This window comes from Shinella sp. G-2 (assembly GCF_050172695.1).
Lineage (GTDB): Bacteria > Pseudomonadota > Alphaproteobacteria > Rhizobiales > Rhizobiaceae > Shinella.
The window spans coordinates 95,952-118,745 of sequence record NZ_JBBEYH010000006.1; the positions used below are offsets into that span (position 1 = coordinate 95,952).

Consider the following 22,794-nt stretch of genomic DNA (forward strand, 5'->3'; position numbering starts at 1 on the left):
ACATGAACACGCTCGTCAGCAACGCAAAACCCACAAGCATCCTCTATCTCGACGGCGTGTCCGTCTCCTTTGATGGGTTCAAGGCATTGAATGCGCTGTCCTTCGTCATCGAACCTGGCGAACTTCGTGCGATCATCGGCCCGAACGGCGCGGGCAAGACCACGATGATGGACATCATCACCGGCAAGACGCGGCCGGACAGCGGCGAGGTCTTCTTCAAGGGCACGATCGACCTTACCCAGAAGGACGAGGCGGAGATCGCCCAGCTTGGTATCGGGCGGAAGTTCCAGAAGCCGACGGTCTTCGAAAGCCACACGGTCTGGGACAATCTGGAACTGGCACTGAACCGCGGGCGCGGCGTCTTTTCCACCTTGTTCTACCGCCTTTCCCATGAGGACAAGGCGCGCATCGAGGACATTCTTACGACCGTGCGTCTCGGCGCTCGCAAGGATGACTATGCGGCCAATCTCAGCCACGGCCAGAAGCAATGGCTGGAGATCGGCATGCTGCTGGCGCAGGAACCGGAAATGCTGCTGGTCGACGAACCGGTCGCGGGCATGACGGACGCCGAGACGGCGGAAACGGCGATCCTTCTCAGGGAAATCGCCAAGACCCGCTCGGTGGTGGTCGTCGAACACGACATGGGCTTCATCCGCGATCTCGGCGTGAAGGTGACATGTCTTGCCGAAGGTTCGGTTCTGGCGGAGGGCTCGATCGATTTCGTCAGCGCCGACCAGAAGGTCATCGAAAACTATCTGGGGAGGTGAGGCCATGCTGACTGTCGAAAAGGCCAGCCTGCATTACGGCGCGGCACAGGCGCTACGCGGCATCTCGCTGACGGCAGAGATGGGCAGGATCACCTGCGTGCTCGGCCGCAACGGCGTGGGCAAGTCGAGCCTGCTGCGGGCCATCACCGGGCAGCATCCGCTTTCCGCCGGAACGGTCAGTTTCAACGATGTCAGGCTCGACGGGATGGCGCCGTACGGCCGCGCCAAGCAGGGCATCGGCTATGTGCCGCAGGGGCGCGAAATCTTTCCGCTGCTGACGGTGAAGGAAAATCTCGAATCCGGTTACGCGCCGCTGAAACGCTCCGAACGCTTCGTGCCGAACGAGATTTTCAGTCTGTTTCCGGTGCTGCAAAGCATGCTTGGCCGGCGCGGCGGCGATCTGTCTGGCGGCCAGCAGCAGCAGCTCGCCATCGGCCGGGCACTGGTGACGCGCCCCAAAATCCTCGTGCTGGACGAGCCGACGGAGGGCATCCAGCCGTCGATCATCAAGGATATCGGTCGTGCCATCCGCTATCTGCGCGATTCCACCGGCATGGCGATTCTGCTCGTCGAGCAATATCTGGATTTCTGCCGCGAGCTTGCCGACCAGGTCTACATCATGGATCGCGGCGAGATCGTGCATGAAGGGCCGGCGGAAACGCTCGACACACCGGAGGCACGCCGGCATCTGACGGTGTGATCCGCGCGCACTGAGGTGTCCCGCCTAGCCCTAACTGCCGATGAATTCCCGGCGCACGATGCCATGGCGCTGAAGCTTGTCGTAAAATGTCTTGCGGGGGATTTGAAGCGCGGCAATCGTTTCCTGCACGTTGCCGCCATGGGCGGAAAGCGTCTCGCGGATGATCTCCGCTTCGAGCCGTTCCAGCCGTTCGGGCAATGATCCGGCTTGCCTGTCAGCCGGCGGCGATGTCGTGGCAGGCGCCGGCGGCACGAGACCGAGTACGACACGTTCGGCGAAGTGCGAGAGTTCGCGAACATTGCCCGGCCAGTCATGCGCGCGCAGATGGCGCAGGATCTCCGCCGAGAGCACCGGCGGTGGGCGCTGGAAGCGGCGCGCGGCGCGCTCGGCGAAATAGCTGAACAGCAGCGGGATGTCATCGCTCCGCTCCCGCAGCGGCGGAATTGTCAGCGAGACCACGTTGAGGCGATAGTAGAGGTCTTCCCGGAAACCCTTGCGCTGTTGGGGATCGGCGAGATCGACTTTTGCCGCGGCGACGATGCGGATGTCGACGGGCCGTACCTCGTTGGTGCCGAGGGGCGTCACCTCGCGCAATTCCAGCACGCGGAGCATCTGGACCTGCGTCGAGAGCGGCATGCTTTCAAGCTCGTCGAGAAACAGGGTGCCGCCGCTCGAATGTTCGATGCGGCCGACGCGCTTCTTCTGCGCGCCGGTGAAGGCGCCCGGCTCATGGCCGAACAGTTCGCTCTCGATCACCTGTTCCGGTAAGGCGCCGCAATTGAGCGCCACGAAATTGCCCCTCGCACGCCGGCTCCAGCCATGCAGCAGGCGCGCGACGACCTCCTTGCCGCTGCCCGTTTCGCCGGTGACCAGCACGTCGACATCCGTATCGGCGATCTGGCGCAGGGTCTGGCGCAGGCGATCCATGACAAGGGTCTGGCCGATCAGCGGGAAATCGTCTTCCGCCTGCCGCACCGCGTCGCGCAGCCGCCGGTTTTCGAGGACAAGGCTGCGTTTTTCGGCGGCGCGACGCACGCACTGGATCAGCCGCTCGGATGGGAACGGCTTGGCGATGAAGTCATAGGCGCCGTCCTGGATGGCTTTGACGGCGGTCGAGATATCGCCGTGGCCGGTAATCAGGATGACAGGGATTTCCGGATCGATGGCACGGATACGTTCGAAGAGCTGGAGGCCGTCCATGCCGGGCATGCGGATATCGGAGACGACGGCGCCGGCAAAATCGCGGTCGAGTTCCGACAGCGCCTCGGCGGCAGAGCCGAGCGGCGTGACGGCAAAATCCGCCAGTTCCAGCGTTTGCGCGGTGGCGCGCAGCAATTGCCGGTCGTCGTCGACGAGGAGGACTGGCGTGCTCATTGCGCTGCCTTTCTGAGATGAACGCTGAAGGTTGCCCCGCCCGCGTGGGTTTCAACCTCCAGCCGGCCGCCATAATCGGAAACGATGTCCTTGGCGATGACGAGGCCGAGGCCAAGGCCTTTTTCCTTGGAGGTGTTGAAGGGCTCGAAGAGCTGGGCGAGAACGGTTTCCGACAGGCCGGGGCCGTTGTCGGCAACCGTAACGGTGACCGCGTTGCCGTCGACGCCGACACTCACATTCACCCGCCCGTCCGGACGGGGTTCCACGGCTTCAAGCGCGTTCTGGAAGAGGTTGATCAACACCTGCTCCAGCCTCAACCGGTTACCGCGGACTTGAAGATCCAGCGGGAATGGCGCGACGACCAGGCGATCCAGCCGCCCGGTGAAGCGGCTGCGCAGGAGCATCAGCGCGCCGTCGATGACGTCATGCATCGCGACCGGCTCCTCGGCCGTGCGGCCCTTGCGCGCAAGGGCCTTGAGGTCTTCGGTGATTGTCGCGATGCGATCCGTCAGGTTGGCGATATGGCCGAGATTTTCGCTTGCCGGCTCCGGTTTGCCGCGGCCCAGAAAGACCTTCGCATTATCGGCGTAGGCGCGAATGGTGGCGAGAGGCTGGTTGATTTCATGCGCGACGCCCGCCGCGACCTGGCCGAGAATGGCAAGGCGGTTCGCCTGCACGAGATCCTGTTGCACCGCCTGCAATTTCGTCTCGGTCTCGCGGTGGTCGGCGATCTCCGCTTCGAGATGGTCGCGGGCAAGGCTGAGATCGCGGGTCCGCTCCGTCACGCGGCGCTCCAGCTCCTCGCGGGCGGCCTGATCGCGGGCGGCATTGGCGAGCGCGACCTGCCGCCGGCGAAGCCAGATCGCGGCCGCAATCGCAACCGCGCCGAGAAGAAGGAGGGCCAGGAGGCGCGCCTCCCGCATGGCTGCGGCGACAGCGTCACCCGTCGGCACCAGATATTCGAATTGCCAGGGCGTCGATAGGACGGGCGTGACGATGCGCAGGAATGATTGCGCCCCGCCACCGGGCAGCACCGCGCGAACGATATTGCTTTCGGCCTGCCGTTCGAAGGGAAGCGGTGCGAGTGGCGCCTCACCGAACTGCAGGCTTTCGCGGATGGCGGCGAGGCTGTCGGTTGGCAGCGGTTCCGTCGTCATGAAGCGCCACGAGGCAATGCTGGTGATCAGGACGACATGATTGGCATCGACCACATAGGAGGGGCGCTGCGTCTCGTGCCAGTCCTTTTCGAGCTGGTCGAACTCCATCTTGACCACGACGACGCCAAGCGCCGCATTTGCCGGTCCGATGCGGTGCGAAATGTATAGGCCGGGCCGTTTGCTGACCGATCCAAGCGCGAAGTGCTCCGCCGTGCCCTCTTTCATGGCGCGGGAGAAGTAGGCGCGGAATGAATAGTCGTTGCCGACGAAACTCGTCGGCTCGCGCCAGTTGCTGGCCGAAACCGCCACGCCCCTGGTGTCGATGACATAGATCACCGCGGCGCTCGTTCCCGTGACGAGTTCCTCCAGCTTGCGGTCGAGCACTTGCCGTTTGCCCTCATCCGCGTCCGTCAATGCATCGGTGACGTCCCGGTCGCGCGACAGCAGGAAGGGCAGGGCGCGCGGGCGCTCAAGCACGGCACGAAGGAGGGCGACCTTGAGATTCGCGTCGGTCCGCCCCTGCGCCTCGATCGCCGAAAGGGCGATGGTGCGACCGTAGTGCCCAGCCGCATAAAGTGCACCCAGCGCCAGACCAAGGAAAAGCGCGACGAAGGCAAGCCATTGCCGCCGTGTCGAGCGAGCAAGGTCTGCGGGCGTGCGCGTGACAGACGTGTCATCCATCGCAAAATTTGAGCATGAAACCGCACTTCACGCAATGGATTATGTGCGAAATTCCGCACGAATGCAGGCCAATGGATTTGCAGCCCCTAGAAATAAGGAAATGATTTCAAACGCGTAACATCATGTTCGTCACTTGGCACGCCCTTTGCTGCGTTAGCTGGCAGTTCAGCAAGTCACCCCGGGAAGAGCCGGTTCTCCGGTCGGGGTGCAAAAGGAGGAAGCCATGCACATTTCGTCTGCTGTCGCGCAAACGCGGGACCCGAAACCCTTCTATACGCATCTCTATTTTCAGGTGATCGTCGCGATCATCGCCGGCATGCTCGTCGGTCACTTCTATCCGGATTTCGGTGCCGGGCTGAAGCCGCTCGGCGATGCCTTCATCCGGCTGGTCAAGATGATCATTGCCCCCGTGATCTTCCTGACGGTCGCGACCGGCATTGCCGGCATGTCGGACCTCAAGAAGGTCGGCCGTGTCGCCGGAAAGGCGATGATCTACTTCCTGACCTTTTCCACGCTGGCGCTTGCCGTCGGCATGGTCGTCGCCAATGTCGTGCAGCCGGGCGCCGGCATGCATATCGATCCGGCGTCGCTCGATGCCGATGCCGTGGCGACCTATGCCACCAAGGCGCATGAATCGACCATCACCGGCTTTCTGATGAACATCATTCCGCAGACCATCGTTGGCGCGTTTGCCGAGGGGGATATCCTGCAGGTGCTGTTCTTTTCGGTCCTCTTCGGCATTGCGCTTGGCATGGTCGGCGAACAGGGCAAGCCTGTCGTCGATTTCCTGCAGTCGCTGACGTCGCCGATCTTCCGCCTGGTCGCGATCCTCATGAAGGCCGCACCGATCGGCGCTTTTGGCGCCATGGCGTTTACCATCGGCAAATACGGCATCGGCTCGGTCGCCAATCTCGCCTTCCTGATCGCCACCTTCTACGTCACCTCGTTGCTCTTCGTGTTCGTGGTGCTGGGGGCGGTCGCCAAGTACAACGGCTTCTCCATCCTGGCGCTCATCCGCTACATCAAGGAAGAACTGCTGCTCGTTCTCGGCACATCGTCGTCGGAAGCAGCGTTGCCTGGCCTGATGCAGAAGATGGAAAAGGCCGGCTGCAAGCGCTCGGTCGTCGGCCTCGTCATTCCGACGGGCTATTCGTTCAACCTCGACGGCACGAATATCTACATGACGCTGGCGGCTCTGTTCATCGCGCAGGCCATGGATATCCCCCTGTCGATCGGCGACCAGATCCTCCTGCTGCTCGTGGCCATGCTGAGCTCCAAGGGCGCTGCCGGCATCACCGGAGCAGGCTTCATCACGCTCGCTGCGACCCTTTCGGTGGTGCCCTCCGTGCCGGTCGCCGGCATGGCGCTGATCCTCGGCATCGACCGCTTCATGTCGGAATGCCGCGCCCTGACCAACTTCGTGGGCAACGCCGTGGCGACCATCGTCGTCGCCCGCTGGGAAAACGAGCTGGATGTCGAAAAGCTCAATGCTGCGCTCAACGGCGGCGCCACGGAAACCTTCGTCGATACGGCGGTGTTGCAGCCGGGCGAATAATCACTCGATCTCAACGGGCAGGCGCTGATGAACGGTCGGCGCCTGTCAATTTTCGCCTGCCGCACCCATCTACACCGAGCTGAGCAAGATGCTCGTCTCGCTGTTGATGATGCCATCGACGTCGCGGACTTCTCGGAGGATGCGGTCGAAATCGCTGAGGCTGTTGGCGCGGATTTCGGCGACAAGGTCCCATGCGCCGTTGGTGGTATGCAAGGCATAAAGCTCCGGCAGGCCGCGCAGGAATTTGATGACCTTGGTGGTTGTTCGTCCGCCGACCTCGATCATCATGATCGCGCGGATCCCCCGATTGTCGTAGTCCTGGCGCACCCGCAGCGTGAAGCCGAGCACGGCGCCGCTGTCGAGAAGCCGGTCGATGCGGGTCTGCACCGTGGCCCGCGACACTCCCAGGACCGATGCGATTTTGGAAACTGGCGCGCGTCCGTCTTCCCGCAGAATGGAGATGAGCTGGTGATCAAGTTCGTCGAAAATGTGCATACAAAACGCATAATCTCAATGCGCAAATTGCGCAATTACGCGCCGTGAATTTTACACGTTTGAAATTTCAACTCATTTCTTGCCTGCCTAGGCTGATTTCATCGAATTTCCCGATGGAGATCAAATCGTGGTTGAGTATGTCGATGCCGGCGCCGTGATCGCGCGGAGCGCTGCCTGAGATGAAGAGACTTTCCGTACAGGCGCCGAAGGGCGTCGTAATGATCCGTCCGCACCACTTCGGCCCCAATCCCATGACGGCCAAGGACAACGCCTTTCAGGCGACCGATGCGGCCCGCCAGCCGTCCGCGATCGCGCTGGCTGCCCATGACGAAGTGACCCGCATGGCGGACGGACTGAGCGCGGCCGGCGTGGCGGTTCACCTCTTCGAGGACGAGACGGCGACCCGCCCCGATTCCGTCTTCCCGAACAACTGGTTTTCCACCCATTCGGGCGGTCATGTGGCGATCTATCCGATGTATTCCGAGAGCCGCCAGAGCGAACGTCGCCCCGATGTCATCGAGATGCTGAAGACGGAGTACCGCGTTCAGGACGTCATCGACTATTCGGGCCTGGAAAAGGACGGCGTCTATCTGGAAGGCACCGGCGCAATGGTGCTCGATCATATCGGCCGTGTCGCCTATGCCGCCCGCTCCAACCGCACCAACGAGGTCGCGCTCGAGCGGTTTTGCACCCACTTCAATTTCGAGCCGATGGTCTTCGATGCTGTCGATCGCAATGGCAATTCGATCTACCATACCAACGTTCTCATGTGCATCGGCACGGATTTCGCGCTGATCGGCGCCGGCATGATCCCGGACGCCGTCCGCCGCCGGGAAATCTGCGCCCGCCTGGAGGAAACCGGGCGCCAGACCATCGAGCTTACCGTCGAGCAGATCGAGAATTTTGCCGGCAACGCTATCGAGCTCGAGGGCGAGGGCGGTCGCGTCGTCGTCATGTCGACCCGAGCACGGGCCTCTTTGCGTCCCGATCAAGTCGCAGCGCTCGAAGCTTCGGTCCGCATCCTCGCCTTTGACGTTCCGACCATCGAGCTTGCCGGCGGATCGGTGCGCTGCATGCTCGCGGGCATTCATCTGTCGAGAAGAGAACTCGCCGGTACGCAAAAACTTTACGCCGCCGCAACCGGTCGATAGAAGCACCCTCAATTCCAGCCAAAGGCAGAAAAATGTCGCAGTCACGCCCCGTCTATCAGTTCAACAACATCATCGTGCGCACCCCGTCGCAGTCGGTCGTCAACGGCCTGCGTGCCGACGATCGCGGCAACCCCACTTATGAAGGTATCAAGGCTGAGCATGACGCCTATATCGCGGCGATGAAGGATGCCGGCGTGAAGGTGACGGTGCTGCCGGCGCTCGAAGCATTCCCGGACTCGATCTTCGTCGAAGACCCGGCGCTCGTCTTCACCGAAGGCGCGATCCTGCTGCGTCCGGGTGCGGAGACGCGCGTCAAGGAAACGCCGGAGATCGAACCGACCCTTCGTGCCATGTTCGATACCGTGATCGACCTGCCGGCCGGCGGCTTTGCCGATGGCGGCGACGTGCTCACCACCCGCGAGAGCGTCATGATCGGCCTGTCTGCCCGTACCGACAGGACCGGTGCTGCCGCGCTGCAGGATTGCCTCGCCAAGCTCGGCCGCAAGAGCGAGATCGTCGCCACGCCGGAAGGCGTGCTGCACTTCAAGACCGACTGCTCGCTGCTCGACGACGAGACCGTGCTGTCCACGGCACGCCTGGCGAAATCCGGCGCATTCGACCGCTTCAAGCAGGTGATCATTCCGGACGGCGAGGAGCCGGCGGCCAACGCATTGCGCGTCAACGACGTCGTGATGGTCGGTTCCGACTTCCCGCACACCATCGAGATGCTCGACAAACTCGGCTACAGGGTCGTCCCCGTGAAGACCACCGAGATCGGCAAGATCGACGCGGGCCTGTCCTGCATGTCGCTGCGCTGGTTCAGCAACACACTCTAGCATTTCGCCTTTCAGGCAGGATCCGGCGCCGAAGCGACACCGCTTCGGCCGGAGACGCACGCTTGCAATTCCCGAGGAGGACATCATGAAGACTTTGAAAATCGCCCTGTTCGCAGGGGTCGCCCTTTCCATGGCCGCGGGAAGCGCGCTGGCGGAGGACACGCTGCGCCTCGGCATGACGCCCGAGCCCTACATGCCCTTCACCCAGGTCAATTCCTCCGGTGAGTGGGAAGGGTTGGAAGCCGACCTGTCGCGCGCCCTTTGCGAGAAGATGGCCGTGAAATGCGAAATGAACCAGATGGCCTGGGACGGCCTGATCCCGTCGCTCAAGGAGAACAAGGTCGATTTCATCATCGGCGCCTTCTCGATCACCGACGAACGCCGCCAGGTCGTCGACTTCTCGGCTCCCTACTATACGGAAGGCACCTCCTTCGTCGGCGCCAAGGCCGATACGAGCGAGATCAAGATCGTCGATGCGGCTGACGGTTCCGGCAAGATCGTCGATCCCGCGAGCGTCGAGGGCAAGATCGTCGGCGTACAGACCTCCAGCGTGCAGGCGGCCTATGTCACGAAGTATCTGACCGGCGTGGAAGCGAAGAGCTACGACACCGCTGACAACTCGGTCGCCGATCTCGTGGCGGGCCGCGTCGACTACGTGCTGGTTCCCGATCTCTATATCCAGACCTTCCTGAAGTCGCCCGATGGCGCGGACTATGAGGTCAAGGTCGAAGTGCCGAAGAACATCGTCCTCGGCGAGGGTGTGGCCTATGCCGTGCGCAAGGGCGACGCGGCGACCCTTGAAAAGATCAATGCCGGTCTTGCCGCACTGGAAAAGGACGGCACGGTCCAGAAGCTCGTCGACCAGTGGATCTTCGGTAAGAAGTAACGTTTTCGCGGGCGGCGCGCCTTTTGCGCGCCGCCCGTTTGAAAACGGGCCATCGCGGCGACGGGGCGGGGAGGAACGGATGGACAATTACTGGCAATTGCTCGCCTGGGGCGGCGAGGGTTGGGGTGACGATTTCGCCTGGGGTCTGCTGATGACCCTGCAGGTTTCCGCAGTTGCCTATGCAGTGGCGGTGCTGTTCGGCTTCCTTGGAGCTGCCGGCAAGCTGTCAAAGCATCGCCTGGCGCGTTTCCTGGCCGATGTCTATACGACGGTCGTCCGCTCGCTTCCCGAACTGCTGGTCATCCTTCTGCTTTATTTTTCCGTCGCCAGCAGTGCGGAACGCCTGCTGAAGCATTTCGGCCTCGTCGCCGAGACTTTCCAGTTCAGTTCCTTCTGGGCTGCGATTTTCGCGCTCGCCTTCGTCTCGGGCGCCTTCATGACCGAGGTGTTGCGCTCCGCCTTCCTCGCGGTGCCGCCCGGACAGGTCGAGGCGGCAATCTCCATCGGCATGCCACGGCGAAAGATATTCACGCGCATCGTCCTGCCGCAGATGATGCGCCACGCGGTGCCGGGCATGGGCAATCTCTGGCTGTCGATCACCAAGGAGAGCGCCATCATCAGCGTGCTCGGCTCGTTCAGCGAGCTGCTCTACACGGGATACCGGGCGGCCGCGGGCACCAAACAATACATCTTCTTCTACGGACTGACGGCTGTGCTCTTCCTTGCGATCACGCTTGTTTCCGCGCTTGCCATTGCAAGGATCGAGCGCCACCTCAACCGGGGGCATCATTGATGGAGACGATCTCCAACGTCATCGGCTTCCTGCCGGACCTGATCAAGGCCACCCCGCTCACGCTGCTTCTGACGGCGGTGGCCGGCGCGTTCGGCCTCGTTATCGGTACGCTCGTCGCACTCGCCCGGCTGTCTGGCCGCGGCCTTCTGTCCATGCCGGCCTATGCCTTCACCTTCGTCTTTCGCGGCACGCCGCTCCTGGTGCAGATTTATCTGGTCTATTACGGATTGGGACAGGTGCTGCCCGGTACCTGGGTGCGCCACAGTGTCCTGTGGCCCTATCTCCGCGATGGCCTCTGGTACGCGATCTTCGCGTTGAGCCTCAACCAGGCCGCCTATAATGCCGAGGTGATCCGCGGTGCGATCAAGGCGGTTCCGCGCGGCCAGGTGGAGGCGGCCAAATCGATCGGCATGCCTGCAATGATGATCCTGCGCCGTATCACCTTGCCGCAGGCCCTGCGCTCGTGCCTGCCAGTCCTGACGGGCGATCTTATCATCCTCCTGAAGTCGACGTCGCTGGCCTCGACGATCACGATCCTGGAATTGATGGGAACGGCGCGCATGCTGCAGCGTCAGTCGCTCCTGATCTTCGAGCCCTTGATTGCCGCGGGCATCATCTACTTCACGGTCGTCTTCATTCTGACGCGCATCATGGGCGTGATCGAAGGCAGGCTCACTCGTTATCGCACGACCAAGATATAAGGAGGCGGACATGGTTGCATCGGCACTTTCCGTGAAGAACATCCACAAGAGCTTCGGCGCCGTCGAGGTGTTGAAGGGCGTCTCCTTCGAAGCCAAGCCCGGCGACGTCATCTCGCTGATCGGCAGCAGCGGTTCCGGCAAGAGCACGTTGTTGCGCTGCATCAACTATCTTGAGACGCCGGACGAAGGCGAGATCACTGTCTCCGGAGAGACGGTCCGCACCGTCAAACGCAAGGACGGCAAGTTCCACGCCGCCGACCGACGCCAACTCGAGCATATCCGCAGGCGGCTGGGCATGGTGTTCCAGGGCTTCAATCTCTGGTCTCACAAGACGATCCTCGAGAACATCATCGAAGGTCCCGTCCATGTGCTCGGCATGTCGCGGAAGGATGCGGTAGACGAAGCCGGGTTGCTGATGGAAAAAGTCGGCATCACCGCAAAGCGCGATCATTTTCCGAGCCAGCTTTCCGGCGGCCAGCAGCAGCGTGCGGCAATCGCCCGTTCTCTGGCGATGAAACCGGATGTCATGCTCTTCGACGAGCCGACATCGGCACTCGATCCGGAATTGGTCAACGAGGTCCTGCTCGTCATCAAGGCGCTTGCCGAAGAAGGGCGCACCATGGTCATGGTCACGCATGAAATGGCGTTGGCACGCGATATTTCGAGCGAGGTCATCTTCCTGCACAAGGGGTTGGTGGAAGAACGCGGCGTCCCCGCTCAGGTCATGCGCGACCCGCAGTCGGCGCGCCTGCGTCAGTTTCTCCAGCTTCCGTGAAGGCGGGAACGTTCAGCCGTAGCATTTAATACCTGAAACAAAGAATTTAGAGCATGTCTGATTCAATCTGAACCTGACATGCTCTGGGGCAAGGCGCAGTGCGCACGGGGTTGAAGCCCCTCCAGGAATGTTTGACAAGCGGGGACATCGCGACCGCTTCGGTGCTCGCCCCCGCAGATGACCATACCCTACGGCCATTCCCTCAGGTCTCGTCCGTAATCATCTTCCCTCCGAAGATCTATCGCTGCGATCGAAGCGGCAAATTCCATCGACATGCGGCGATTTGCATTTGCACGGCTCTTCCTGATTGACCACGCCAAAGAGAACATATAGAGAACACGCATGAAGAAGTCGATACAGCAACGCTTGGCCATTCTGTCAGATGCTGCGAAGTATGATGCCTCATGCGCCTCCAGCGGAACGACAAAACGCGACTCGGCGCAGACCGGAGGTCTTGGTTCGACGGAAGGTGCGGGAATTTGCCATGCCTATGCACCGGATGGGCGATGCATTTCGCTGCTCAAGATCCTGCTTACCAATTTCTGCATCTTCGACTGCGCCTATTGCATCAACCGCTCGTCAAGCAATGTGGAGCGCGCCCGCTTTACCGCCGAGGAGGTGGTCTGGTTGACGCTCGAATTCTATCGACGCAACTATATCGAGGGACTGTTCCTTTCTTCCGGGATTATCCGTTCGCCCGATCACACGATGGCGGAGATGGTGCGTGTGGCGCAGGACTTGCGCACTGTTCACGGGTTTCGCGGATACATTCATTTGAAGTCCATTCCCGATGCGGCGCCGGAACTGATCGAGCAGGCAGGGCTCTATGCCGATCGTCTTTCACTCAATATCGAGTTGCCGACCGATGCCAGCATTGGCCGCTTCGCGCCGGAAAAGCATCCAGACGGAATTCGCCGCGCGATGGGAGATTTGCGTCGGAAGATCGAGGCTGCCGACGAGCCGACCTTGCAGACAAAGCGGCGCAAGCGTTTCGTGCCCGGCGGCCAGAGCACGCAGATGATCGTCGGGGCTGACGATGCAGACGACGCCACCATCCTGAAAACCAGCGCCCGGCTCTACAGCGGCTATGGGCTGAAGCGTGTCTATTATTCGGCCTTCAGCCCCATTCCCGATGCCTCGCGCGCGCTGCCGCTCATCAAGCCGCCGCTGGTGCGCGAACACCGGCTCTATCAGGCGGATTGGCTCTATCGGTTCTACGGTTTCGATGTCGAGGAGATCACCGGGGCAACGGGCGGCATGCTGGATCTCGATCTGGATCCGAAGCTCGCCTGGGCGCTCGCAAACCGCCAGGCCTTTCCGGTCGACGTCAACCGCGCCGAGCGCGAGCGCTTGCTGCGTGTGCCCGGGCTTGGTACGAAAACGGTGACCTCCATTCTTTCCAGCCGCCGTTTTCGGCGTCTCAGACTTGAGGACCTGGCGCGCCTCGGGGTTTCGCTTCGCAAGGTGCGCGCCTTCATCGAGGCAGACGGCTGGGTCCCGCGCCGGCTTGCGGATCGAGCGGACCTCAAAGCTCTTTTCACACCGAAGCCGGAACAACTCTCCTTGCTCTGATGCAGACGATCGCACTTGAAGGTCGAGGCGATTTTTCCGAGTGGCGCGATGCCGCGCGGGCCTTGGCGGCGGCCGGCGTTTCGCCGGGAGAGACGGATTGGCGCATCGCCAGCCCCGACGGCGAGCTGTTCGGGGCGGGTGCGTTGCCCGGCTCGCCCCCGCTCGAAAAAACGGCTCGGCCGCTCACCGTGCCGCCCGCCTTCCTTCCCCTGGCCGAGACGGTCGTCTGTCACACGGAGCCCTCCCGTTTCCATCTGCTCTACACGTTGCTGTGGCGGTTGCAGTCCGATCGCTTCCTGCTTGAGCTCGACGCGGACAAGGACGTCGCCTTGGCGCGCCGCCTTGCCAAGAACGTCAACCGCGACAGCCACAAGATGACAGCCTTCGTGCGCTTCAAGGAAATGGCCGGCGCGATCGGCGGCCGGCGCCGTTTCTTTGCCTGGTTCGAGCCGTCCCATTTCGTCGTCGCGCGCACGGCGCCCTTCTTCCGCCGGCGCTTTGCCGATATGGACTGGATCATCGCAACGCCCAACGGCACAGCAAGCTGGGATGGCGACAATCTTCTCTTCGACAATCGACCGGGCGAGAACCCCGGGCATGGCGATCCTACGGACGATCTCTGGCGGACCTATTACACCAGCATCTTCAATCCGGCCCGCCTCAAGGTGAAGGCCATGCAGGCGGAGATGCCGAAGAAATATTGGCGCAACCTGCCGGAAGCCGATCTCATTCCCGGCATGATTGCCAATGCCGAGGCCAGTGTGCGGGCAATGGCCGAACAGGCCGCCAAGGATCCACCGACGTTCCACTATCGTGTCCGACAAACGTCGAACGCCAGTCCCCGGGGCGAACCGCCCCCCGTTCAGACCATCGAGGCTTTGCGGGAAGAGGCGCGCGGCTGCACGCGTTGTCCTCTGCATTGCATGGCAACGCAGACCGTTTTTGGCGAAGGGCCGACATCGACCCCCATGATGATGGTTGGCGAACAGCCGGGCGATCACGAAGACCTTGCCGGTCGCCCGTTCGTCGGCCCCGCAGGAAAGATCTTCGAGACGGTCCTGGAGGAGGCCGGTGTCGCCCGCGACGCCGTCTATCTCACCAATGCGGTCAAGCATTTCAAATATCAGCCGCGCGGCAAGCGGCGCATTCACGAAAGACCCAACAGGGGTGAGATCGACCATTGCCGCTGGTGGCTCGCGAAGGAGGTGGAGCTTGTGAAACCGCGCCTTGTCGTTGCGCTTGGCGCCACCGCCTTCTACGCGCTGAGCGGGGAGCGCAAGCGGCTTGACCAGGTCCGCGGCGAGGTGATCGCCACGCAAAGCGACACCATGCTTTACCCGACAATCCACCCATCCTATCTGCTTCGATTGCCGGACGAGGCGGAGCGACGGCGTCAACGGGCCCTCTTTGTCGAAGACATCAGACACGCATGGCAATTGGCAGCGGACCTCGAGGCGCGGCAGCAAGGCGGAGGGGCGCCTTGAACGCGACGACGACTTCGGCGCGCGACAGTGCGCAATCGCGCGCCACGGTGCAAACGGCGCGCGCGACGCGCATTCATTTCACGCTCACATCATAGCGCCTGGATCACGAACGGCGGGTGCGTGTCCGCCCAGCGCCAGGCGAGCACCGGCCTGGAAAGGGCGAAGAACCATCCTCATTGCTTCAAGTGCGAGCCATGAAGCACAGCCGACCGCCGCCCTTTGCCTACATGAAGTCCCGGCGAACGCGCTTTTCGAACGTCTTGCGGAAAACTTCATCGTCACCCTCGTAGGCAACAAGCTCGGCGGTCGTAACCCACTCCTCCGCCGTGCACGACAAGCGGGCGGTGGAGACGGTACGCAAGAACCAGCCGTCGCGCTGCATGTCGCAAGTCCATGTGGACTGGCCGCTCATCGACAATGGATCGTCCGGCTTGACCGACCACAATTCCTCGCGCAACTGGCGGGTGGAAAGACCCGTACCGGGACGCTCCGAAAGCCCGGTGTCTTCATGGATATGGTAGTCCGTGCGGTTCGCCGTCATATCCTTCGTCACCCAGCGCCGCGTGGTGCCGGGAGCGTGCTCGATATATTTCGGCAACGGATCGGGATTGTCCGGCTCCTTGACCGTGATCTTCTCGTGTGCGCCGAGCTGTGGCAGGGCAAGGACCAGCGAGGCGAGATCGAGCGTAACGCCGGGGTCCGTCGGCGCTGGCAGGATCATCGGCCAATATGCCGTCGAGATCGACAGGCGGATGCGGTGGCCCTTGCGGAAACGATAACCGCAGGCATCCAGCTCGATGCGAAGGGCGGTCTTCTCGCCGCGGGGAACAGCCGCGGGATGTTCGTATCCGTTGCGGTGGGCAAGGTTCAGCACGCCGAAGCACACACGCGTCGCGGTGCCATCGGGGTGAACGTCGACGAGGCGGGCGCAGAGATTGGCCCAGTCCCCGTCGCAAGCGACCTGCACCGCCAGCACCGGGCGACCGAGGATATCGATATCCTCTTCCAGCACCGCCGTTTCCACGACCATGGAACCGGCATCGTCGCCGCGTTGGTCGATCGCCATTTCGGCGTCGGGCTTGAGGGTAAAGTATTCCCCTGAAGCCGTACCGGTATCCAGCGGCGAACGGATATAACGGTCATGCCCCTTGGCACCGGGGATAGGCGCTCCGGAAACGAGCCTGCCGGACGGATCGACGTGGAAATTCGCCGCCTCCGGCGCACGCCAGCTCTGCTTGCCGATCCAGAAGCCATTGTCGAAATCGCGGCGCGGGGCAGGGCGGATATCGTCCATGATATAGGCGCGTACCTGCGGCAGGGTTTCGATGCCGTTCTGCTCACCGCGCAGCCAACGGTTCCACCAGCGGATCGCCTCGCCGAGGAAATCGGCGCGCGGCTTGGGCCAGGCGAAATGCGGATATTTGTGCACCCACGGGCCGATCAGGGCCTTGGCCTTCTCGCCGAGGCCTTCCACTGCCTTTAGCGGCGTGTTGCGATAGCCGTCCGCCCAGCCGGCAATAACGAGGGCGGGAACCTGCACATCGTTGAAATTCTCACTGATGGAGCCGTGTTTCCAGAAGGCGTCGCGGCGCTGATGCATCAGCCACTCCTCCATGAAATAGGGTTCTTTCTCCAGTCGCTCGAACCACATGTCACGCCAGCGGTCGCCGACAAGTGCCGGGTCGGGCGAGCGGGATTGGTAGGCGAGCATGGTCGCCGCCCAGGAAAGCTGGGCGGAAAGATGCGTACCGTTCTTGTAGTGGATGTCGTCGTTGTAGCGGTCGACGGTGGAGGCGATGGAAATGACGGCCTTCAGCGCGGGCGGCTTGAGCGCTGCGACCTGGAGGCAGTTGAAGCCGCCCCAGGAGATGCCCATCATGCCGACCGACCCGTTCGACCAGGGCTGGGCGGCGATCCAGGTGATAAGTTCGAAGGCGTTCGCCAGCTCCAGCGGCGTGTATTCGCCGTCGATGACCCCATCGGATTCGCCCGAGCCCCTGATATCGACCCGCACCCCGGCAATGCCGGCGGCGGCGAAGACGGGATAGGTGGAATCGTCCCGCAGGCAGGTGCCGTCATGCTTGCGGTAGGGCAGGAATTCGAAAACCGCTGGTACCGGATCGTTTTCCGCGCCCTCCGGCATCCAGATGCGGGCGGCAAGCCGTGTCCCGTCCGCAAGCGTGATCCATTCATTTTCTATGACGGTAAAAGCGCGTTCGCCTGGCATGGTTCTGAGTAACTCCGTCCGGGAGCGTTTGCCGCGCAAACGCTCCAACCTCCATTAGGGAATTGGCCTGGTGAGGCTACGCATCGAGCCAGACGCGGCTGCCGATATAGCCGTTCGACATGTCGTTGCCGATATCGTCGACATAGCCCTTCACGTTCTTGCTCTGAGCCATGACATAGTCGTTGAAGACGGGCAGGATCAGGCCGCCTTCGTCACGTACCGTCACGGCCAGGGTGCGATAGAGAGCCTTGCGCTTGCCTTCGTCCAATTCGGAACGCGCCTGCAGCACCAGCTTGTCGAAATCCTCACGCTTGAAACGGGTGTCGTTCCATTCCGCTGTCGACAGGTAGGACGTCGAATAGCGCGAATCCTGCGTCGGCCGACCGCCCCAATAGGTGGCGCAGAAGGGCTGAGCGTTCCAGACATTCGTCCAGTAGCCATCTTCCGGTTCGCGCCGCACTTCAATATCGATGCCTGCCTTCTTGGCGCTTTCCTGGAAGAGCACGGCAGCGTCGACGGCGCCGGGGAAGGCGGCGCTGGACGTGCGGAGCAGAACGGAACCTTCGTGACCGGACTTCTTGAAGTGGAACGCGGCCTTGTCGGGATCGTAGACGCGCTGCTCGATATCCTCAGGCGCCAATGCATAGTTGCCGTTTACCGGATAGTCGTTGCCGATGGTGCCGAAGCCGCCCAGGACCTTGTCGAGGATCGCCTGCCGGTCGATAGCATATTTCAGGGCGAGCCTGAGGTCGTTGTTGTCGAAGGGGGCGGTGTCGCAATGCATCAGGAAAGCGTAGAAGCCCTTGCCGGCGCTGCGCACGATCTCCACGGTCGGCGCGCGCTGAAGCAACGGCACCGTCTTGGGGTCGATCGTATTGATGAAGTGTACCTGCCCCGAGGAAAGAGCAGCAATTCGCGCCGTCGTGTCGTTCATAACGATGATTTCGACACTGTCGACGAAACCGCGATCCGAACGCCAGTCGTTGGCGTTCTTTTCGAACGTGGCGCGCACGCCCGGCTCGAAACTCTTCACAACATAGGGTCCCGTGCCGATCGCGGCATTCGGGTTTTCCACGCCGCCCTTCGGCTGGATGATCAGATGGTAGTCGGTCAGGAGCAGCGGCAGGTCGGCATTGCCTTCCGAAAGCGTCAGCACCAGATCTCCCGCCTTGTCCTCGATGGTCTTGATGGAGGAAAGCAGGCCGAGCGCGCCGGATTTCGAATTGGCGTCCGAGTGGCGCTTCAACGTGGCGACGACGTCAGCCACCGTCATCTTGGTCCCGTCATGAAAGGAGACGTCGTCACGCAGCTTGAGGGTCCAGACGGACGCATCCGCGGATGGTTCCCAACTGGTGGCAAGGGAAGGCAGCGCCGCCCCGGTCTTGGGATCGGATTCGACCAGCGTATCGCCCCACAACCGCCCGACGACGAAGAGCACGGAGGCGCTGTAGCCCGCGGGATCGAGCGTGTCGCTGGTCGCACCGCCATTCATGCCGAGTTTCAGATGGCCGCCACGTTTCGGCTCATCGGCCGCACGGGCGGAGTTCGGCAGAAAAATTCCGCCCGGGCTCAATGTCATCGCGCCGCCAAGGGCTGCGACGCCGCCCAGGAAGCCGCGGCGGCTGAGCGCGCCGGCGGACATGGTTTCACTGAGGATGTTGCCGAGGTCTGACATTTCGTGGTCCCCATTCATGGTGTTGTCTGAGGCCGAGCCTAGCGTTACGCAAACGTTGTGCAATTTCGCTAGTTGATGCTATTTTACGCGAGTTTACGCTATGAACGAAGGGGCGATGCGTGGAGAATTTTTCCGAAAATCTCAGATCGGCCTGCGCCAGGCAGCGCTCGATTTCCCATATTTGCCGGCAGGTCGCCATCAACCGGCAGCAATTCAACCGCTATATCAATGGCGACACACAGCCTTCGGCCTATAATCTCGCCCGCATCGCGGATTATTTCGGCCTGGCGGCAGGCGATTTCTCGCTTCCGCCGGCAACTTTCCGTCAGCGCCTGCAAAAGCTGGAGCCACCTCTCGAGGTTCGGGCCGGCCTGCTCGAGGGCTTTCCAGGAGATATTGAAGCGCTTCGCAAGCACACCGGCTATTTCCAGACCTATCACCGCTCACCCTCCTGGCCTGATCTCGTGATCTGCTCTTTGAGCCGCATCTACGAGGAGCATGGCGAAATGCGTGTGAAATCGATGGAGCGCATTCGCGACAGCGACAGCGAGATTCGCCAGGATTCGAAATATACCGGACTTGCCGCCTTCTGGCGCAACCGCATCTTCATCACCGAACGCAGCCTTGGCGTGAATCCGATGCTGTCGCAGACCATTCTCATTCCCTTCGAGGCGGCGCACCAACGCGTTTACCTGCGCGGCGTTACTCTCGGCGTTGCATGGCGAAAGGGGAATCTGCCCTATGCCTCGCGCATGATCTGGCGTCACCTCGGTCAGAAACCCAATCTACGGGCGACGCTGTCGCGCTGCGGCGTGCTGCCGGTCACAGCGCGGCAGTTGCCGCCGACGGTGCGCAGTTTCCTCGACGGCCCCCCGGCAGAGCTTCTGACGGTGCCGACCGAATATTGACAAGACCTCACGCCCGTCGCCCGGCCGGCGGTCGACGAGCTCTCATCATGAAGATGGGCCTGCCATCGCCGGCAGAAGCAAGCCGGCCCCTGTCGCCTCGTCCGCTCCCGATCCTATGCCATGTGCCCCTCGCAAGCCGGGAACGCACCATGGCCGGCAGTTCACCCGAGGCTATCCGCTGGCGCTGCCAAAGCCCCGGGCACACAAGACCATCCTTCGGGTTCGGCGCCGACGCAATCATCTCGGCCGGCAGGTCTGCGTCCGCCCCGTGCATGGGGGGCGCGCCGTCGGGCGCTGGCGTCTCATAAGGGCGGAACCCTGCGACCGATCCGGCATTTCAAAGAAGCGGAGGTGCAGGATGCCGAGATATTTTTTCCATATTCGCGACAAAGATAATCTGGAGATCGACCCGGAAGGCCTTGAGTTCCCAGATCTCGAAAGCGCCGTCATCGATGCACGAATGGCGGCAAAGGAGATGCTGGCGGAGCGCCTGATGGCAGGCGAACAACTGGACGGCCAGCGCCTGGAAATCACCGACGAGCGCGGGGCAACTCTGGAGACCATCACGTTCAGATCAGTCCTCAATTTTCATTGACGTCATTTGCGGGAGCATTCAGGGGCGAGATACCTTGCACAGGCATCGACCCTGAATGCCGACTTGCGCAGAGCCCGCTTCGTTTCGGCCGGTTCCGGTAAAACCCGCTTGCCGCGACCGCCGGCAACCACTCCCGACCGGCCGCCGACAGCGGGTGATGGGGCTGCTTTGGAACGGCATGTCCGGGCAATTCCCAGCATGTCAGGTCGCATACACTCATGTTGACACACACCCCGATATGATCGTATTGAGATTTTTATAAATTACATTGCGATTAATTGAGGGATTGTCGGAATGAAGCCGCTTAACGTTGCGGACTATCGCCGAGCCGCGAAAAAGCGGCTTCCGCGCGGAATGTTCGAATACATCGACCGGGGCACGGAAGATGAGGTCGGTCTCCGCGGCATTCGGACCCGACTTGACGCGACCAAGCTTGAACAATGTATTCTCAACGATGTTGCCAAGCCCGACACGTCGACCGTGATCTTCGGAGAAAAGCTTCCGCTCCCCGTGATCATCTCGCCCACCGCCGTTGCAGGCCTCGTCTGGCACGACGGCGAAGTACAGCTCGCCCGTGCCGCGCGCGCCGCGGGCATTCCGTTCTGCGTTGCGACCCAGTCCATGACATCGATGGAGGACATTGCCGCCCGCGCTGCCGGAACAAACCTCTGGTTCCAGCTCTATGTGTTCGAAGACCGCCAATTGACGCGCGACCTGCTGCGGCGGGCCAAAGCCCTCGGCATTCGCAATCTGCTCTTTACCGCCGATACGCCGCGTTCGCCGAAGAAGGAATGGAACACGCGCAACGGCTTCGGCATCCCGATCAAGCCGACTCTGGCCGGTGGGCTGGATGTCCTGGTGCATCCGCGCTGGTCGGTCTCGGTCATGCTGCGCTACCTGATGACGACCGGGATGCCGACCTATGCGCATTATCCGCCTGAATACCGCACACGCATCACGAGGGCACTGGTCTGGGACAATGTCCGCCTAGCCCGACGGCTGACGTGGGAGGACTTTTCCGAGATACGCCGGGAATGGGACGGCAATCTCATCCTGAAGGGCGTGCTGAGCCCCGCGGATGCGGAACGGGCGATGTTGCATGGGGCCGATGGCATCGTCGTCTCCTGCCACGGCGGCCGCAACCTGGATTCGGCCCCCGTGGCGCTCGATGCCCTGCCGCGCATTGCAGACGTGGTGGCCGGCCGCATGACGGTGCTGGCCGATAGCGGCATTCGGCGCGGCAGCGACATCGTCAAATACCTTGCCGCCGGTGCGGACGCGGTCCTGATCGGCCGCGCGCCTCTTTACGGAACGGCAGCGGCGGGCGAGGCGGGCGCAACCGGTGTGATCGAGATCCTGCGCGAGGAACTGGACCACTGCATGGCCTTTACCGGCCGCACGCGCCTTTCGGAGATTGGCCGCGACGCGATCTGGCCGACCTGAGCGCTTCGACGCCGGCAGTGTGCACATCAATCTTGCCCCGTCCCCTCGACGCGGACGCGTTAGGCGGGCATTGTCGGCCAGGATCGCCGGCCATGTGCCTGCGTCCGAGGGTGCAGACGAATTGGCTGGATGACGGTATGTCGGAACTGAAAAAGGATGCGGACGATCACCTTCTGGTGGGCAGCGTCGTCAAGGCTTTCCGTGTCCTGGAGGCGTTCGACCGCCCGCATCGCAGCATGGGCTTCTCGGAAATTTCCCGCGTGACGGGTTTGGAGAAGAGTGCTGCGCAGCGCGCCGCTCATACGCTCTGGCGCCTCGGTTATCTCGACAAGGCACCGGGCTCCGGTGAATATCGGCTGTCCCTGCGTTGCCAGGATATAGGCATGCGCTTTGCCGAGGCCAATCGCATCGTCGAGATGGTCGCGCCTTACATCACGCTGCTTCGGCGCAAGACCGTGGCGTCGGTAAACCTCACAATGCTCGACCGCACGGAAACGGTCTTTGTGCAACGTCATACGACGGTGGACATGCTTGGCAACAAGCTCGGCGGTCGCGGCCGCCTGCCGGCCTATTGCACGGCGACCGGCATCGCCATGCTGTCGCAACTGCCCGATGCCGAGGTCAAGGCGATCCTTGCCGAAAGCGAGCTGAAGCCGCACATGCCCAATACGATCTGGCAGGTCGACGACATCCTGGCGCGCATCCGCAAGACCCGGGAGGAGCGGTATGCATTCGGCGTTGAAGAGGATATCGCCAGCGACATCACCCTGGCCTGCGGCTTTACCGATCCGGCGACCGGCGACGTGGCCGCGATCGGGCTCTCCTACTTCAGCGGCGCGACCACGCCTGATGAGGTTCAGGCGCAAGCGCGTGATCTCCTGATCAGCATCGTCGACAACCTCGCACGCGAATTGGCCGGCAGCTAAAGCCACTTCTATTCAGTCTCGATTTGGCGCCCGGCAACGCGGATGGATAAGTTGCGCCGCCGTCAACTAATTACAATGCAATTATTTATAAAC

Annotated in this window: 20 protein-coding genes; 15 read left to right on the forward strand and 5 right to left on the reverse strand. The window is 62.1% G+C overall.

Features of this window, described 5'->3' with window-relative positions; genetic code table 11:
- Positions 1-2 precede the first annotated feature (2 nt).
- On the forward strand, positions 3-767 hold the full coding sequence (urtD, locus tag V8U06_RS12715) for an urea ABC transporter ATP-binding protein UrtD (RefSeq protein WP_427140935.1): 765 nt from the start codon (positions 3-5) through the stop codon (positions 765-767).
- A 4-nt stretch (positions 768-771) separates the two neighbouring features.
- Positions 772-1,467, forward strand: a complete 696-nt coding sequence (gene urtE, locus V8U06_RS12720; RefSeq protein WP_427140936.1) for an urea ABC transporter ATP-binding subunit UrtE — start codon at positions 772-774, stop codon at positions 1,465-1,467.
- Between the two features lie 30 nt (positions 1,468-1,497).
- On the opposite strand, the gene V8U06_RS12725 is transcribed toward urtE, so the two are convergent.
- Positions 1,498-2,841 (reverse strand): sigma-54-dependent transcriptional regulator, encoded by a 1,344-nt coding sequence (locus V8U06_RS12725; RefSeq protein ID WP_427140937.1) that lies wholly within the window; start codon positions 2,839-2,841, stop codon positions 1,498-1,500.
- Complete coding sequence (locus tag V8U06_RS12730) at positions 2,838-4,679, reverse strand: sensor histidine kinase (RefSeq protein WP_427140938.1); 1,842 nt, start codon at positions 4,677-4,679, stop codon at positions 2,838-2,840. Before V8U06_RS12730 ends, V8U06_RS12725 begins: the two co-directional genes overlap by 4 nt.
- A gap of 223 nt (positions 4,680-4,902) precedes the next feature.
- Here V8U06_RS12730 and V8U06_RS12735 point away from each other — a divergent pair, with 223 nt between their 5' ends.
- Positions 4,903-6,234, forward strand: coding sequence for a dicarboxylate/amino acid:cation symporter (locus V8U06_RS12735; RefSeq protein WP_427140939.1), 1,332 nt, complete (start codon positions 4,903-4,905; stop codon positions 6,232-6,234).
- A 69-nt stretch (positions 6,235-6,303) separates the two neighbouring features.
- On the opposite strand, the gene V8U06_RS12740 is transcribed toward V8U06_RS12735, so the two are convergent.
- Entirely contained in the window at positions 6,304-6,729 is a 426-nt protein-coding gene (locus tag V8U06_RS12740; RefSeq protein WP_427140940.1) for an Lrp/AsnC family transcriptional regulator, read from the reverse strand.
- A gap of 179 nt (positions 6,730-6,908) precedes the next feature.
- Between V8U06_RS12740 and ctlX the strand changes: the two genes are divergently transcribed.
- The 8 genes from ctlX to V8U06_RS12780 all read left to right on the forward strand — a co-directional run bounded on the left by ctlX (position 6,909) and on the right by V8U06_RS12780 (position 14,927).
- Entirely contained in the window at positions 6,909-7,880 is a 972-nt protein-coding gene (gene ctlX / locus V8U06_RS12745) for a citrulline utilization hydrolase CtlX (protein WP_427140941.1), read from the forward strand.
- A gap of 32 nt (positions 7,881-7,912) precedes the next feature.
- The gene (locus tag V8U06_RS12750) at positions 7,913-8,716 is read left to right on the forward strand and encodes a dimethylarginine dimethylaminohydrolase family protein (protein WP_427140942.1); all 804 of its coding nucleotides are present in this window, start codon (positions 7,913-7,915) and stop codon (positions 8,714-8,716) included.
- Positions 8,717-8,801: 85 nt separating this feature from the next.
- Positions 8,802-9,602: a transporter substrate-binding domain-containing protein gene (locus V8U06_RS12755; RefSeq protein WP_427140943.1), complete on the forward strand. Its 801-nt coding sequence runs from the start codon at positions 8,802-8,804 to the stop codon at positions 9,600-9,602.
- Positions 9,603-9,681: 79 nt separating this feature from the next.
- Positions 9,682-10,395, forward strand: coding sequence for an ABC transporter permease (locus V8U06_RS12760; RefSeq protein ID WP_427140944.1), 714 nt, complete (start codon positions 9,682-9,684; stop codon positions 10,393-10,395).
- Positions 10,395-11,096: an ABC transporter permease gene (locus tag V8U06_RS12765; protein WP_427140945.1), complete on the forward strand. Its 702-nt coding sequence runs from the start codon at positions 10,395-10,397 to the stop codon at positions 11,094-11,096. The genes V8U06_RS12760 and V8U06_RS12765 overlap by 1 nt, the downstream gene beginning before the upstream one ends.
- Before the next feature lie 10 nt (positions 11,097-11,106).
- On the forward strand, positions 11,107-11,871 hold the full coding sequence (locus tag V8U06_RS12770; protein WP_427140946.1) for an ABC transporter ATP-binding protein: 765 nt from the start codon (positions 11,107-11,109) through the stop codon (positions 11,869-11,871).
- 342 nt (positions 11,872-12,213) lie between these two features.
- Positions 12,214-13,443, forward strand: a complete 1,230-nt coding sequence (locus V8U06_RS12775; protein WP_427140947.1) for a putative DNA modification/repair radical SAM protein — start codon at positions 12,214-12,216, stop codon at positions 13,441-13,443.
- On the forward strand, positions 13,443-14,927 hold the full coding sequence (locus V8U06_RS12780; RefSeq protein WP_427140948.1) for a UdgX family uracil-DNA binding protein: 1,485 nt from the start codon (positions 13,443-13,445) through the stop codon (positions 14,925-14,927). The genes V8U06_RS12775 and V8U06_RS12780 overlap by 1 nt, the downstream gene beginning before the upstream one ends.
- 223 nt (positions 14,928-15,150) lie before the next feature.
- On the opposite strand, the gene V8U06_RS12785 is transcribed toward V8U06_RS12780, so the two are convergent.
- Complete coding sequence (locus V8U06_RS12785) at positions 15,151-17,154, reverse strand: CocE/NonD family hydrolase (RefSeq protein WP_427140949.1); 2,004 nt, start codon at positions 17,152-17,154, stop codon at positions 15,151-15,153.
- Between the two features lie 76 nt (positions 17,155-17,230).
- Positions 17,231-18,829, reverse strand: coding sequence for an ABC transporter substrate-binding protein (locus V8U06_RS12790; protein ID WP_427140950.1), 1,599 nt, complete (start codon positions 18,827-18,829; stop codon positions 17,231-17,233).
- 119 nt (positions 18,830-18,948) lie between these two features.
- Between V8U06_RS12790 and V8U06_RS12795 the strand changes: the two genes are divergently transcribed.
- From V8U06_RS12795 to V8U06_RS12810, 4 genes are all read left to right on the forward strand, one after another.
- Positions 18,949-19,737, forward strand: coding sequence for a helix-turn-helix domain-containing protein (locus V8U06_RS12795; protein WP_427140951.1), 789 nt, complete (start codon positions 18,949-18,951; stop codon positions 19,735-19,737).
- Between the two features lie 358 nt (positions 19,738-20,095).
- Positions 20,096-20,332 carry a DUF6894 family protein gene (locus V8U06_RS12800; RefSeq protein ID WP_427140952.1) on the forward strand — a complete coding sequence of 79 codons (237 nt, stop codon included), beginning with the start codon at positions 20,096-20,098 and terminating at the stop codon, positions 20,330-20,332.
- A gap of 294 nt (positions 20,333-20,626) precedes the next feature.
- Positions 20,627-21,775, forward strand: a complete 1,149-nt coding sequence (locus tag V8U06_RS12805; RefSeq protein WP_427140953.1) for an alpha-hydroxy acid oxidase — start codon at positions 20,627-20,629, stop codon at positions 21,773-21,775.
- A 32-nt stretch (positions 21,776-21,807) separates the two neighbouring features.
- Positions 21,808-22,701 carry an IclR family transcriptional regulator gene (locus V8U06_RS12810; RefSeq protein WP_427140954.1) on the forward strand — a complete coding sequence of 298 codons (894 nt, stop codon included), beginning with the start codon at positions 21,808-21,810 and terminating at the stop codon, positions 22,699-22,701.
- The last annotated feature ends 93 nt before the right edge of the window (positions 22,702-22,794 follow it).